Source organism: Shewanella sp. GD03713, from assembly GCF_029843705.1.
Taxonomy (GTDB): Bacteria; Pseudomonadota; Gammaproteobacteria; order Enterobacterales; family Shewanellaceae; genus Shewanella.
This window is the reverse complement of sequence record NZ_JAOCIW010000001.1, coordinates 549,215-564,989: the sequence shown is the minus strand read 5'-3', so window position 1 is coordinate 564,989 and position 15,775 is coordinate 549,215. Positions and strand designations below refer to the sequence as shown.

Annotated in this window: 11 protein-coding genes; 4 read left to right on the top strand and 7 right to left on the bottom strand. The window is 49.8% G+C overall.

Annotated elements, in window-relative coordinates:
* Positions 1-16: 16 nt before the first annotated feature.
* Together N5E87_RS02540 and N5E87_RS02535 are read right to left on the bottom strand one after the other, a co-directional pair.
* Entirely contained in the window at positions 17-1,588 is a 1,572-nt protein-coding gene (locus N5E87_RS02540; RefSeq protein WP_279775001.1) for a response regulator, read from the bottom strand.
* Complete coding sequence (locus N5E87_RS02535) at positions 1,579-6,624, bottom strand: transporter substrate-binding domain-containing protein (protein WP_279775000.1); 5,046 nt, start codon at positions 6,622-6,624, stop codon at positions 1,579-1,581. Before N5E87_RS02535 ends, N5E87_RS02540 begins: the two co-directional genes overlap by 10 nt.
* A 552-nt stretch (positions 6,625-7,176) precedes the next feature.
* Here N5E87_RS02535 and N5E87_RS02530 point away from each other — a divergent pair.
* Together N5E87_RS02530 and N5E87_RS02525 are read left to right on the top strand one after the other, a co-directional pair.
* Entirely contained in the window at positions 7,177-8,226 is a 1,050-nt protein-coding gene (locus tag N5E87_RS02530) for a two-component system response regulator (RefSeq protein WP_279774998.1), read from the top strand.
* 68 nt (positions 8,227-8,294) lie between these two features.
* Positions 8,295-8,585 carry a helix-hairpin-helix domain-containing protein gene (locus tag N5E87_RS02525; RefSeq protein WP_086903004.1) on the top strand — a complete coding sequence of 97 codons (291 nt, stop codon included), beginning with the start codon at positions 8,295-8,297 and terminating at the stop codon, positions 8,583-8,585.
* Here the strand turns inward: N5E87_RS02525 and N5E87_RS02520 are convergent.
* From N5E87_RS02520 to N5E87_RS02505, 4 genes are all read right to left on the bottom strand, one after another.
* Positions 8,582-9,700, bottom strand: a complete 1,119-nt coding sequence (locus N5E87_RS02520) for an AI-2E family transporter (RefSeq protein WP_279774997.1) — start codon at positions 9,698-9,700, stop codon at positions 8,582-8,584. The genes N5E87_RS02525 and N5E87_RS02520 overlap by 4 nt on opposite strands.
* Positions 9,701-9,917: 217 nt before the next feature.
* Complete coding sequence (locus N5E87_RS02515) at positions 9,918-10,838, bottom strand: redoxin family protein (protein WP_279774996.1); 921 nt, start codon at positions 10,836-10,838, stop codon at positions 9,918-9,920.
* A gap of 242 nt (positions 10,839-11,080) precedes the next feature.
* Positions 11,081-12,235 (bottom strand): hypothetical protein, encoded by a 1,155-nt coding sequence (locus N5E87_RS02510; protein ID WP_279774995.1) that lies wholly within the window; start codon positions 12,233-12,235, stop codon positions 11,081-11,083.
* 146 nt (positions 12,236-12,381) lie between these two features.
* The gene (locus N5E87_RS02505) at positions 12,382-13,443 is read right to left on the bottom strand and encodes a nitronate monooxygenase (RefSeq protein WP_279774993.1); all 1,062 of its coding nucleotides are present in this window, start codon (positions 13,441-13,443) and stop codon (positions 12,382-12,384) included.
* 388 nt (positions 13,444-13,831) lie between these two features.
* Between N5E87_RS02505 and N5E87_RS02500 the strand changes: the two genes are divergently transcribed.
* Positions 13,832-14,248: a DUF2541 family protein gene (locus tag N5E87_RS02500; protein ID WP_126512337.1), complete on the top strand. Its 417-nt coding sequence runs from the start codon at positions 13,832-13,834 to the stop codon at positions 14,246-14,248.
* Positions 14,249-14,312: 64 nt separating this feature from the next.
* Positions 14,313-14,738, top strand: a complete 426-nt coding sequence (locus N5E87_RS02495) for a DUF4156 domain-containing protein (protein ID WP_279774991.1) — start codon at positions 14,313-14,315, stop codon at positions 14,736-14,738.
* An 85-nt stretch (positions 14,739-14,823) separates the two neighbouring features.
* Here N5E87_RS02495 and ubiA read toward each other — a convergent pair whose 3' ends face one another.
* Positions 14,824-15,684, bottom strand: coding sequence for a 4-hydroxybenzoate octaprenyltransferase (gene ubiA, locus N5E87_RS02490; protein WP_086903820.1), 861 nt, complete (start codon positions 15,682-15,684; stop codon positions 14,824-14,826).
* Positions 15,685-15,775: the final 91 nt, after the last annotated feature.

Genomic DNA, 15,775 nt, shown 5'->3' with positions numbered 1-15,775 from the left:
TTTTGTTGTGCCTTTATCACTCGGCAACCACGACATCGACGGCGGCGGGTAGACGGAGCTCAACTCGAGTCAGTAACTTAGTATCATCCACCACGAGATTAGCCTCGCCCTTTTGCGCCCGAGCAAACAAACGGGCCGCATAGGTGCCTATGCCTAGCCCCTCTGCCTTGCCTTGAGTGACATATTTTTCCCAAAACTGTTCACGGATATCGACGGGCACGGCGCCTGTGTTCTCGATAGCGATCAGTACATCACCTTCCTGGCGCGATAGCGAAATCGCCACCTTAGTCTTAGGGCGCGCCGCCTCGAAGGCATTTTTTAGCAGATTGAACAGCATAGGATGGCAGAGCTTGGGGTCGCCCATCACATCGAAGCTGCTGCAAGGGTCTTCGTCGGGTAACAAATACGCCACTAACTGTTTGCTGTGAAAGGTTAGCTGCGCCGCCTGCAGCAACTGCTTAAGCATTTCATGCACCGAAAACCACTCGGCATCCAAGGCATATTGCCCCGCCTCGATACGCAGAATATCCGAGGTCAAATTCACGGTGTTGATCGACTGTAGGGCCAGTTCATCGACCAAATTAATCTTGGGCAGCCACTCCTTAGGACAGCTTTTATCCTGCGCGAGCTTTTGCGCCAGCGCGCTGATGGTCGCCAGCGGATTTTTAAGATCGTGACTCATGATGCCATCGGCATTGTCTTTGAGTTGTGCCAGACGCTGCATCTCGTCGCACTCTTGCTGTAATGTCCGCTGGCGCTGCATTTGTGCTAGCACATTCGCCAGTTTGAGCTTTAAGATCTCTGGCTGTACTGGCTTAGTGAGGTAATCTATCGCGCCGCCTCTAAGCCCCTGTAGATGATGCTCAACCTCGCCGAGGGCGCTGACAAAGATCACTGGGATCTGCGCCGATTTAGGCTCAGATCTCAAGGCTTGCAGCACTTGGTGTCCGTCCATCTCGGGCATCATCACATCTAACAACACCGCATCGGGCGGCGTCGCCGATTGGCAAATTTTTAGCGCTGCCTTACCGTCCTTAGCAAACAACACCTTATATTCGTCATTTAAGAGCCCCGCCATAAAGGCCAGATTATCCGGCATATCATCGACCACCAGCACCACATTCAAGGCGGGCGTCGTTTCAGTTGTCGCCGTTGTTTCTACTTTAGCCGCCATCGCTGAAGATAGCGCGACTTGAGTGCGTTTATGCCGACGCGTGAGCGCCTGTAACACTCTGCCCTGCAAGGTTTTAGAGTTAAAAGGCTTAGCGATAATGTCTGCGACATGGTATTTCATTGCCACGTCCACTAAACCTCGATGGGCATTGGCCGTCACGAGGATAATGGGTAAGTCCCGCCATTTTTCCTGCTGACGCAGGCCCTCGAGTAACTCTTGGCCATCGCCATCGGGCATGCTCCAATCCAGCAGCAACAACTCGACCTGATGACGCTGTAAGACGTCCAAGGCTTGGCGACCGCAATCGGCCTGTAACACCTGACCAAAACCGAGTTGCCGCAGCTGCTCAGCCATAATCTTACGCAGGGCATCCATATCCTCGACGATCAAACACTGCATCTGACCTAACTGCATACTTCCTCCTGCGCCAATTTAAGTGTGTGCAGTCGCGTTAATGCCTGTTCAAAATCAAACAGTTCAACATCCATTTTTAACTGTTTAAGCACACTCGCCTGGGACTGAAACTGCGGCGCATGGATAAGCTTATTCACCCATTCCAGAGCATTGGTGTTGTATTCCAGCAGGCTGTTTTCTAATTGCTCCATCAGTCCACTTAAGGCGTCATCATCCAGACAGATTTCATCCTTAGTGCTGAGCTGTTGATGCCAAAGCTCCAAGCCATTGACCAAACACTGTAATTCGGTTTGTAGCGCCAACAGTTGATCGTGTAACTCCACGGTAAAACTCTGCTGCGCCGTGTGGCATTGCTGCTCGAGTTCACCGGCTTGGCGGCTGATCTCCACCGCCCCGACATTGGCGGCAACGCCCTTTAAGGTGTGCAAGCTTAAGCGCAGCTCATCGGCATTTTCGTCCTGCCAGGCGCGCTGTTGCTGCCCGAGCAGTGTCTTGCTGGTGTTGATAAATAACCCCAACAAATGACTGTAGAGCGACTCGTTATGATCGCAAAGCGCAAGACCATTGTGAGTCTGTAAGCCATCGAGCTGCGGCAGGCCATGGCCTGTGCTCGCTCGCTTTAATACCAAGGGCACTGGTTTACGCTGCTTTGGCGTTATCCAGCGCGCCATAACCGTGTAGAGATCCTTCACATGCACAGGTTTAGTGATTTGGTCATTCATCCCCACCGCCAGCGCTTTTTCAATGTCACCAGACATGGCATTGGCCGTCATGGCCAAAATCGGCAGATTGGCAAATTCAGGCAATTCGCGGATCCGGCGAGTCGCCTCGTAACCATCGAGCACTGGCATCTGGCAATCCATAAGCACACAGTCGAAGTACTGCTGCTCGATGCGCTCAATGGCCTCAAGCCCATGATTCGCCACAGTGACATTCACGCCCGCTTGGCGTAATAGCTCTACCGCCAGCTCCTGATTGAGCTGATTATCCTCAACCAGTAACACCTCGGCCCCCGCTAACTGAGTCTTCAGGGCGTGCAGAGAGTGGTCCTGCTGCACTTGTCTGCCATGCTCATTGTTGTGTCCCAGCAGGGATAACAGGGCATTACCTATGGCAATAGGCGTCAGTGGTTTCGTTTGTGACAGCACCCTTGGGTTATTTTCAATCAGCGGCCTTAGGGTGTCTTGGTCGCTGAGGTTACCAATCAGCAGCATCCGCGAATCGGGATTGGCCATTAGCGCAGCCAGTAACGCTGGGCTAAATGCACTGTAATCACAGAGCACAAGCTGGCGCGTGCCTGAGTGGTTCAGCGATTCTATGACGCTATCAGAGTCGGCCACCGAGACCTGCATCTGGGCCGATATCCCATGTTCTGTGAGTAACGTTTCTAATCTAGGGTGCAGCCCGACTAACTTAGCGGTTTCCCCCGCTAAGGCATCGAATAGCGACTTAGGCTCATAGGTATCGGCACAGTTGAGTGTGATCCTAAGGTAGAAGCGACTGCCCACACCAAACTCACTCTCACACCACACCTCGCCGCCCATCAAGTGGGCAAGGCGCTTACAAATGGCCAAGCCAAGCCCGGTGCCGCCATATTCCCGAGAGGTCGAGGCATCGACTTGTTCGAATGAGCCAAATAGCATCCCTTGTTTTTGCTCGGGAATACCAATGCCAAAATCTTCCACGCAGAAGGTCAGCTCGACCTCATCCCCCTGTTGCGTACTCTGACAACTTAACACCACACTGCTGTCATCATGGGAAAACTTGACCGCGTTATTGCAGTAGTTGATCAGGATCTGCCCCAAGCGCAGGCCATCACCATGGTAATAACGGGGCAGCTCGGGCGGCAGATCGAAGATAAATGCCATGTTTTTCTCTTCGACCTTGTAACTCACCACATTAGCCAAATTAGACAGCACATCGTCGAGATCGAATACCGTGCATTCGATATCCATCTTCTCGGCCTCAATCTTGGAAAAATCCAAAATATCGTTGAGTATGCCCAGCAGCGAGCCCGCGGCTTGATGCACCTTGCCCACATAATCCCGCTGCTTACTGTTCAGCTCTGTCTGTAGCACGAGATACGACATCCCCAGAATCGCATTCATCGGCGTGCGGATCTCATGGGACATATTCGCTAAAAAGTCCGACTTGGCGTGGTTAGCCGCCTCAGCCGCCTCTTTGGCAATGGCCAGTTCGTCCTGAATCGACTTAGTGTCGGTAATGTCTAAGGCCCAACAAAGGTTAGCATTTTGTCCGTCCTGCACTGTGTGATAGGAAGTCAGCAGCACATCGCGGCGCTGGCCATGGGCATCAAACAGTTGCGTCTCAAATACGGTACTGTCTTGGCTTAAATCCAATTCGCGGATATGGCAACGGTAGTCATCGGGCTGCACAAAAATCCGATAAACTGATTGCCCCACCTCTAGCCCCGTCATCTCGGTAATTTGCTCATTCACATAACGGCAAACCCCTTCGATACATATCCAGACCCCGATCGGGCTTCTGCCTAACACGTGTTTCAGCAAATCCCGCTCACGCTCGAGCAGGGCATTCATTAACTTTCGTTCCGACAAATCGTGGTACGACCCCAGCACAAATAGCTCGCCATTGAGCTCGATGCGCTTGAGTGTCACGTCTACCTGAATAACCTCGGCGGCCGTGTTAATAAAGTCGGCCTCAAACTTAAGCTGCCCTTGGTCTAACACGGTTTGCAGACGTTGCTCAAACACGCTCTGTTTAGCAGCATCATCGTCCTGCTCGGGGTAATAGACTAAGGTGCGTTGCCCAATCAGTTGGTGTTTACTCTGATACTTGAGCAATGACAGTAGAGCACTGTTGCACTCGATGATCACCCCCTGACTATCGGTAATCACACAGGCATCGACCGCCGAATCAAACAGTGCTTGAAACTTATGCATGCTCAGGCTTAGCTGCTGCTCGGTGTGGATCCGCTGCACGATATCTTTATTTAACCGTCTGTTGCGCAAGCTAAAAAGAAACAGCACCAGCAAAACCGCCACGGCAATCCGCACCGCCCAGTCGAATACTTTCTGCTTCTTAATCCCCAGGTCATATTGCACATTCACCCAGCGGTGCTGAATTTCGCGCGCCTTATCCTGCGGGATTTGTGCAAAGGCTTTATCTAAAATGCTTTGCAGTTCGGGCCAGTCCTTACGTACCCCCATAGAAATCCCAAAGCGGTAGTCGCTGGCCGCCGCAATTTGCAGGTGATTAAAGGGAGGCGACTGAAGTAAGTGCGCTGTGCTTGGGAAATTAACAAAGGCCGCATCGACCTGACGCTTATCCACTGCCATTAAGGCTTGCTCCAAATTACTGACGGGCACCAGCACTATGTCTGGATAGTCTTCGAGTAGCTGCGTGTGAGTAATATCACCGGCTACTACACTGACCGATTTGCCCTTAAGGCTCTCAAGGCTGTTGGGATGCTCGCCCTCGACGTGGGTCACTATCACCGGCGGATACTGATTTAAGGCATCGGTAAATAACATCCACTGCTCACGCCCTGAATCCGCCGAGGCCAGCGATAACATATCCACTTTATGCAGCTTAAATTCCTCAAGCGCTTGCTGCCAGGAACCTTCGTTATAGGTCTGGAAAATCAGCGGTACCACACGGCTGATTTCGGCAAGATAGTCCGCCATCATGCCGCGGTGAATGCCGTTTTCATCAATAAAATCAATCGGCGCTGAATGGGGATCCACGCCCACCCTGACGATGGGATTGTTGTTGATAAAGGCCCTTTCCTCTGCGGTGAGCATGCTCATAAAGCGGTGCACATCCATATTCGGGATCAGCGCGCCTAGGCGAAAATCGACCAGAAACAGATTTTTATTGAGCGCCAACGAGACTCGGGCGAAATCGGGCTGCAGTGAGTCAAAGTCGAGTAACTCATAGTAATCGTTATAGTTATTAGGGCTGATGATCAAAGGTGTAATTAAAAACTCCGCCCCCTTGGAGCGAATATCCACCCCATTTAAATAATCGAACAGCAGCACCAGACCAAATGCGCCCTGAAACTCCATCCCACCGACAGCGGCGGCGATAGCCCCCTTTTGGATCCCTTGGGCGAGCTGATGATCCCAGCTTAACGAAGCAATATGGGGAATGGGCCGCTGCGGATTGGCTTCGGCCTCATGGCTTACCGCCAATGCCATAGTGGTATTCATGGCAATCACGGTATTGATACTAGGATCCTGTTGTATGGCTTTAAGATAAGCCTCACGCGCCGCTGGCGCCGTCCAGTTGGTGTTCACTACTTTGAGTTTGGCATTGGCAAATTGCTTTTTCACTGCAGTTTTCAGCTCAGCAGTACGCTTTTGCACATCGTGATTATCTTTATTCCCCGCGAGTAACAGCACATTCATGCGCTCGGCAGCGCTTTCCTGCTCAAACATTTTTTCGAGTAGGTTTTGCCCAAGGTTGTTGTTATTCATCGCCACTCGGCCAATCCAGTTGGCATTTTGTGTGCGCAGAGACAATGAGCTTTGGCTAAATTCGGAATTGATGGTCACCACAGGGATATGCTGCTGATTTGCCTCGGCTAAGAGCGCCTGCCCCTTGCCAGCAACGGGGACAAAAATAATCCCAGAAACATCGTTAGCTATCGCCTCACGGCCCAGCTTGAGCAAAGTGTCTGGCGTGCCATCGCCGTAAGCCACATCCAATTGGATATTGAGATCCATCGCTGCAATTCTGGCGAACTTAGCGATTTGGTGCCAAAAAGGTCTATCGGATTCCAAGATCAGACTCACCCTATGGCTATGGGCGAGTTTTTGCGCCGGCGTCAACTCGGCCAGCGCCTGACGATGTTGCAGCGTCGATGATTCATTGGCCAGCACAGCGTTGGGCCATACAGACAGTAGCGCAGCTGATAACAGCAAGAGACCCGCAAAATAACCCAATGAAGCGAGTGGCTTACAAGGATGCGCTTGGTGGTGACCCCTGCCGATGGCGGCCAAGCCTTGTCGAATAGTCCTGTGTATACGACCCGATGAAATGCCAAAAACGGCCATAACTTTTCCTCTTAGGTTAAGTTTCTTACCGTCCCGTTGGTATGAATGGTGTATTAAGAATGAGAAGACGAAATGCGAACAGCTAAAACACGGAGGATCTTATGGGATCCGAGATCATGGATGGAGCACAGTTAGCCCGCTTATCCACTGGGCCAAAGGCGCTTTAGCTCATAAAACAGGCAACAATTGTAAAAAAAACCGCATCGACTAAAAAGTATCAATCCCTAAAAGTGTGAACAAAACAGGCCAAAAGATACAACATGATACATTTTTTTGGGGTATTATCCTGTTAGTACAAGATTTAACCAGTCGTTAAATCCGCAATATTTTTTCCGTCAAGCTTACAGCTACCGCCATCATATAACCTGAAAAATGAAAATGTAGACTTCATATTTTTATGATGATTTTCATATTGTTATATTGATTCCTCATGGAATTAAGCAGCATTAACCGCCTAGTTTGGCACTGGCATTAACGGGGACGAATTGGGGCTCTCTCAGCATCGTCGCCGGATTAATACGGGAAACCAACCGACACAGTTGAGGCGAAACCATGACTCCATTTGTAACAAAGCCCACCCTATTAGTAGTGGATGATACTCCTGATAATATTCAGATCATTCATGGGATCCTGTCGGCGCACTATACGATCCGCGCCGCGACATCGGGTGAGAAAGCGTTAAAACTGGCTAGCACCCATCCATTACCAGAGTTAATCCTACTCGATGTGATGATGCCTGAGATGGACGGCTTCGAAACCTGCCGCAGACTCAAACGCGATCCTGTGACCAGCAAGATCCCCGTGGTGTTTGTGACCGCCAAGACAGATACCATAGACGAGCAAACCGGATTTGAACTCGGCGCCGTGGACTATATTTCCAAACCCATCAGCCCAGCTGTACTCAAGGTACGGACTCAAACCCATTTAGCTTTGAGCAATCAGGCAAGGCAGCTCGAAGCACTGGTTCAGCAACGAACCCAAGAGCTTGAATCGACTCGCCATAAGATTATTCAAAAGCTTGGGCTGGCGGCAGAATATCGGGATAACGAAACGGGATTACATATCTCCCGCATGAGCCATTATGGGCGCATTCTGGCCGAGCAAGTCTGCGACTCCCAAGCTTGGTGTGAGATGTATTTTACGGCGCTGCCGATGCACGATATTGGCAAAATTGGCATCCCAGATTCGATCCTATCGAAACCGGGTAAGTTAACAGACGATGAGCGCCAGCAAATGCAGCAACATACCAGTTTTGGCGCGCAGATCCTCGATGACGAAAACGATCCCTTGTTATCCCTTGCGCAGGAAATCGCCCTCCATCACCATGAACGATGGGACGGAACTGGTTATCCCCATGGGCTGGCAGGCGAGCACATTCCATTAAGCGCCCGTATTGCTGCGGTTGCCGATGTGTTCGATGCACTCACCTCAGACCGCCCCTATAAAGCGGCGTGGAGTACTGAGCAGGCCTTTGATTACATCCAAGAACACTCAGGGACTCAGTTTGACCCTCAGTTGGCGCAGGCCTTTATCGCCTGCAAGGAGCAAATACTGCAAGTGCAGCGACGTTTTGCCGAGCCAGCGGCCACAGTCACCCATTGAAAGTCTGACCAAGTGCTTCAGAACGAGGTAGACTCCTAGAACATGGGTGCAACTGATAGGGATAACAAATGAATCCAGCAAAAGTGGTACGCGCTAAGGTTATGCAATTAACGGATTTACCGAATATTGGTAAAGCGAGCGCGGCGGATTTACGCCTGCTCGGCATAGAGACACCGGCGCAATTGCTGGGGCAAAATCCCTACCAGATGTATCGCACTCTGTGCGACAAAACTGGCCAAAGACACGACCCCTGCGTACTGGATGTGTTTCTGTCTATCACCCGCTTTATGGCGGGTGATGACCCTAAACCTTGGTGGTATTACACCGAAGAGCGCAAACAGACATACGGCCAGCTTTAATCTGCATGCTTTGGCAGTATCTCTTGGGATACGGATGTCAGAACCTCTGGTGAGTCAGGCTCGGTACTGGGATCGTCCCTTAACCATTCGCGCCAGATAGCAATCAGCAACGCCATCAACACAGGGCCGACAAACAGACCAACAAACCCCATGGTTTTCACCCCACCAATCAAACCGAAAAAGGTCGGCAGGAAGGGTAATTTGATTGGCCCGCCAACCAAATTAGGTCGCAGCGTTTTATCGACAATAAACAGCTCGATACTGCCCCAGAGGAATAAGCCCACCCCTGCCGTCATATCGCCGGTGCCGACTAAGTACAGTGAAATCAAGGTAAACATAGTTGGCGCACCGCCGGGCACTAAGGCCATAAACGCGGTCAACACCCCAAAGGCTACGGCCGAAGGTACACCTGCAATCCAGTAAGCAATCCCCAACACAATGCCCTCACCGATGGCGATAAGTGTCATGCCGATAACGGTTGAACTCACAGTCGCAGGCACCACGCGGGAGAACCTATGCCAGCGTGCAGGAAGAATGCGCTCGCCAACAATATCCAGCTGTTTAGCCACCGATTCGCCATCTTTATATAAGAAAAACAAGGTGATCAGCATAAACAGCAAGGTCAGCAGCAGGCCCAAGGTATTCCAGCCCAATTGCAGTACCCAGCGGGAAATACCACTCAGATTCTGGCCACTAATGGCACTGACTATCTTGCCCAGCTCATGGGGTTCACCGATAAACTGCTGCCATTGCAGGGTGAGCCACTCGCCAATCCAAGGTAAATCCTTAATCCACAGCGGCACGGGAGCGCCATGCTGGTTGGCATACACCAGCCACTCCACCCAGGCTCTAATTTCTTGTAAAGCATAGGAAAATACAAAAATCAGCGGCGTAATAAGCCCAAGAATAATCAAGACTAACGCGATAGTGGCAGACAACGCCGAGCGACCACCGCATTTAGCCATTAATTTTTGATACAACGGCCAACTGGAGAAGCAGACGATCAGGGCGGCCAAGGCGGGAACTAAAAAATCGATAAAAAAGAAAACACCAGCACACAGCAATAAAATCAATAGGGTACGACCCACCGCAGCATTACTGATAATCTGTGCCATCCACAAACTCCCACAATAGAATCCAACAACAAGGCGGAAAACTTGGCAGAGTGCCAAGCAACAACCAGCCTTTGGGTGTTCCCCATTCTGTGAGCCAGTTTATTGCGCAGTGCTTTCCATGGGCAACGACATTTAACTAAAGCGTGAGTAGTGTATCAGTGCTACTGGTATCCCCAAAGGCCTTCGAATATCTCGAAGGCCAAATGGTTGAAAATCCCTATGGCGCGGCCTTGAGCTTAGCGACAATTTTCTCTGGCTGGCTAAAATCGGTAATACGCTCAATTACTTTACCGTCTTTCACCCAAAGCAATGTCGGGATGTTGCGGATACTAAAGTGATTAAATAGCACACCTAATTCATCGATACTAAAATCGACGCGTGAAGGATAGAGCTGTTTAAAATCGGCGAGGGCTTTATCGTCCGTCCACAGATGATTCACCACCCCATGCCAGGCTTTGTTCGGCAGCTGTTGTGCTAGCATGTCTAAATCTTTCTGGGCGGCAACACAGGCCTGAGACATTTCAGGGCGACTCTCTGCCAAATACCAATCACACCAAGTGGCGGTAAAAAACAGTAGATGCTCGCCTTGCTCCCAAGGTTTCAGCAGCTTAGCCGTTTGTTCTGGGCTTGGTGCATCTGTAGTTTGCGCGCTGAGCTCTTGGCCATTGGCCAACATATCGATAAATTTATCGAGGTTCGCATCCGACTCATGGCTAGTGTAAACCACCTCGCCTGCGCGATTGATTAATACGCTATAGGGCGTCCCGACTAAGCCAAGGGCCACACCCAATTCGCCCTCGTTATCTAGCCAGACAGGCATAGTCAGACCGAAACGTGAGATCACTTCGGCTATCTTAGGCTGTTCTTCGTTGATATTAATATTCAGGGCGAGGATATTGACCTTATCCTGATACTTTTTCTGCAATTCCTCAAAATGCGGCATCTGCTCCATACAGGGCTGACACCAGGTTGCCCAAAACTTAAGGTAAATCGGCTTATCGCCAGCGATGTTTTTTAAGGAGGTTTGCTGTTGATCTGGATAGGTTTTTAGCACTATATCTTGATAGCTTTTATCGGCAGCAAAAGTAGAAAAACAGATAAGGGCGAGACAGGTAACTATGATTCGACGTAAAAACATTAGCGTTATCCTTTCAGGTGGAGATCGCTCGCAACCACAAGGGTTGGTCGTGAGATTCAGCCAGTGACATAAGCAATTACTGAGAACAAATACCAAGTGAAACAGGGCGGCATTACAGGACTGAGCCGCTCACCCGCCAGTATAAATGAATAGGCTTATATTTTAGCCATGTAAAATATAAGCCTATTTGAGCAGAAGCGACGCGCCGATTGCACCAAGGCCGCGAACTCATTTTCTTCTCACTACGATACCTTATCTAGCACAACACATGGGGTTAAGGTATCGGCTAACGCTTGAGGGTCCTCGACGACTAAGTTAACCACAGTCAATGACTCAGGTAATTGCCCCATAGCGCCGTAATAAACTTGTGGCAGTTTAAATATCAGCTGCACATTCGCCTCACCACGACCTAGGGTTAAGATTTCGGGTGCGTCACTAGGCGTGGTGTCACCCAGTGAAGACTGCGACACAGGACTGCTAAAGTGCCCTAATTTCAGTTCACTAATCTGCGTGAAATCAACGGCCATAAAGCCCCACATACCGTTATTAATAATGAGCTTATCCGCCCTTTGGTAGAGCGAGTAATAACGGCTGATCCGATAATTTGCCGCCATTAATAGGATGGAGTACAAAAGCAACCCCGAAACAAATAGTGCCGCAATATGGCTTATTCCATCGAGTAAGCTGTAGCTCACCGCTGAGGCGGCCATTAACCCCACGATGATAACCAAGGCATGCCAAGGCTTAGCGCTGAGCAAGTTGAGTGAGCCAATAGCCTCAGGGTGACGACGGGAAAAATAAGGAATAGCGTAATACCAACTGGCGGGCTCAGTGGCGAGGATCAACCCCAATGTTAACCTCTTCTCGTCGGCACTTGGCGGCAAACCAGACTCTGACGGCTTGTAGGGATTAATTGAGTCTATTTTTACCGCTTCAGCACTCGGCTCAGGCTGCGCCATTGCGGCATACTGCTCAACGATAGCTAATCTTGGATCCCCAGATGCCTTTCTCGCCTGCCATAAGCCCTTAATAATGCTCACCATCAAGTACAGCTCGATAAGGAGTAATACCGCAATAATGGGATAACGTAGCCAAGCGACAAACTCGAAATACTCAGCAACTTCATGTGGATAGCTAAGCCTAGCCATTAGGCTACTCAAACTTAACACAACCAATATCTTCCACGGCTTTTGCGCACCTATTCTGATAATCCAATACCAATAAAGCACTGGCAACAGCACAAAATAGAGGGCCGTCACTACGGCTAAGGATAAGGCTTCACGCGTGTTTGTAAGCTGCTCCGGCAGCAAATGAAAGCCTAGGACATATACCGCAATCATCAGTACCAGAAAGGCAATGCGGTATTGAACTTGGCGTCTAAGTCGGATTTTTAGCATTTAACATCCCTATCAACGAGCATATTCAATATAGGGATGCGGCTCGATACACCTCATCCCCATGATAATGAACACCAAACTCCTCACTTGGCTTAGTAGTGATATGGGGAGTGACGGCCATGGAGACAAGGTTGAGTAAGAAATAATCAGCTAGATAATAAACCCATCACCCCTAAAGCCAGCTGCCGCGTCAGATCGGCTGCGGGAATGTTTCGGCAACCACTGGCATTTTGGCCGCACCATAGCGGACTAAAATCGCCAAATCCTTGCCGCTCCGCCGCCGTTCTTAAGCCCGCAACGGCTGAGGATGCCAAGGGGAAATCTGGCACAGCTTCATTCATCGGCCCCATTTCGGCCATAAAGCGGTTCACTATGCCGCGAGCGGGTCGACCGGAAAATAAATTAGTCAGTGCCGTATGCTGAGCGGCGTCGCTTTGCAGCGCCTCACGATGAATGCTGCTGGTATTGCACTCGGGGCAGAGTAAATAGGCTGTTCCCACTTGCACCGCCGAAGCGCCCATCGCCATGGCAGCGCGCACTGTGGTGGCATCGACAATGCCACCGGCAGCAATCACAGGAATATCCACCGCCGCAATCACCTGCGGTAAAAGACTAAAAGTCCCCTGCTGCTCGGTTAAATCCTCGGATAAAAAGTGCCCTCTGTGCCCACCTGCCTCAAGGCCCTGGGCAATAATCGCATCGGCGCCGCGAGCCTCGAGCCAAAGTGCCTCCTCGACAGTAGTCGCCGTGGAGATAACTTTTGAACCCCAGGATTTGATTTCCAGCAGCAACTCTTCATCGGGCAACCCAAAATGAAAACTCACCACCTCGGGCTTAAATTTGGCTAACACCTCGGCCTGCGCCTTGCTGTAGGGGGTGCGCTGGGCGCCAGCGGGCTGCGCATTCGGGTCGAGATTAAATTCAGTGAAATAGGGTGTCAGCTGTTCGAGCCAAGCCGCTTGCTTGGCCGCCTGCGGTAAAGGCTCACTATGGCAAAAGAAATTCACATTGATAGGTTTAGTGGTATTGCTGCGGATTTCGGTTAACTCAGCCTCAAGCGCCTCGAGGGATAACATAGCGCAGGGCAAGGAGCCCAATCCACCGGCCTGCGATACTTCAATCGCCAGTGCACTACCCTGCACGCCCGCCATCGGGGCTTGAATAATCGGAAACTGGATCCCAAACAATTGTGTTAGTCGGCACGGCATACTTCACCTCCATTGAATAAATCCTGTAGCGACTCGCGCCTGCCTTGCTTACAGCGAATACGGCGATAAGCGAGCGAGCCGAGTACGAGTTGTCACAATCTACCAGAAAAATGCATACGACATACAGCATTTGGCCGACAGCGAAAAATCGGCACTTTAAATCTGCCCTTTAAATAGGATGATAAAATGTCATCATTTAATGGATATTTCAGTCTAATTAAAAACAAAAATAATATAACCAAAATAACAATGACATTTGTATCAAAGTAAAAAACACTTATCGAAACTTCCTAAAAAATCACGTGATATCCGCCGCATTCACCAATTAAAAAACTATTTAGGGATAGTTAAATCCCTTATGATTCGCCCCCATTTTTTGGAGGCCATAATGTTATTAAAATCCAGTCTATTTTCGACGACCATCATCCATCGACTCATTCTTTGTTTACTACTCGCGCTCACCACAACCGTTGCCCACGCAAAAGATGATGATAAGGATGATGAAATCACCCTAGGTCGAACCCTGTTACTCGGCATAGGTGATCATCCTGCCACCATCCCGCTTATCATTTGTAGACAAGCAAAGTACATTAAAATCAAGGCAGAAAGAGATGTCAGCGTTGATCGCGTCGTAGTGACCTATGGGGATGATAAAACCCGTACCGTCCGCTTTGATACCGATATCGAAAAGGATAAACACTCGGAGTGGAAATCACTCGGTGCGCGCCGCTGTGTGAAAAAAATTGAGGTATATGGAAATTCAGACCGCAGTAAAGCCGGAATTAAAGTCATCGGCAAAAAGTAGTGATGAATTAATAGAACCCCATTAACTTCGATTTGATGAAATAGTGAATGCGAGCACTCAATAAATGATCTTTCGTGCAATATTGCTGTTATTAATCGGTTTAAATTTAACGGCGTGTGTCACCTTTCCGACGCCTGAATCGGCACAGGTTAAAATATTATGGGAAAACTCTGTCGCCATCGAAAACTGTACCTATAAAGGCACAGTCATTGGATCACAGGGACATTTCTATGACTATTGGTTACACAGTGATAGGGATATGGTGTGGGGCACTCTCAACGAGCTGCGTATCAAAAGTCATGCCCTCGGCGCCGATACGGTTTATCTCTATCAACCGCTTAAGTTTTTAGGCTCAGTGACTATGATGGGAAATGCTTACCAATGTGCTGAAACTCAATCTTCAGAGGCCAAAGCTTCTGAGGATAAAGCTTCTGACGCTCTAGATTCAACAAGTCTGCCGTCGCAGATGAATAGCGCATCGAGTCAGTAGCTTGAGTGTGAACAGGCTTTTGATGAGTTTTGAGCGGCTATCAGGCGACACGCCTGATAGCACTCATACAAACGGAGAGGAAAACTTAAAACAGATAATCGGCGCCTAAACCGACAAACAGTGCTAATCCCGCCCAGTTATTGTTGAGGAAGGCTTTAAAGCAAGGAGCTCTTTCGCGGCCAAAAATTAACATCTGTTGGTAAGTGCTAAAACCAACAAAGGTAAGTAGTCCTAAACCATAGAGCAGGCCACGGTCGGCACTCCAACCCGCGGCGATAAAACACAGCAGCGCGGCAAATTGAAATAACCCAATGATTTGACGGTCGTATTGGCCAAAAAGAATGGCTGTCGATTTGATACCGACTTTTAAGTCATCGTCCCTATCGACCATGGCGTACATAGTGTCGTAGGCCACAGTCCAGAACCAATTGGCGGCAAATAACCACCAAGCTTCGATGGGCACTTCACCGGTTTGCGCCGCATAGGCCATGGGAATCGACCAGCTCCACACCACGCCCAAAAACATCTGCGGCATGTTCGTTACCCGCTTAGTAAAGGGGTAGATAATGGTGAGGATAATGCCGACAACAGAGAGCTTAACCACTAAACCGTTGAGCAGTAACACTAAACCAAAAGCAGCTAAACCTAAGATCACAAACAGCAATAGCGCTTCTTTGGTGCTGATTTCGCCACTGGCGAGGGGACGGGATTTAGTGCGCTCAACGTGGGAGTCGAGGTCGCGGTCGGCATAGTCGTTAATAATGCAGCCACAGGCGCGCATAATCACCACACCGATAATAAAGATAATCAACACTTTAATATCGGGCATTCCACCCGCCGCTAACACCAGCGCCATTAAACAGGGCCAGAGCAATAACAAGGTGCCGATAGGACGGTCGAGTCGAGTCAGGCGGGAATACACGTCCCACTTCTGCTTTAGATTCATTAACTAGCTACTCCCAAACCTAATTTTTTATCTCGGTTGCTAGGCTAAGCATCATATACCCTAGCCACCTTTTAAGCGAATTTGTGCAGAC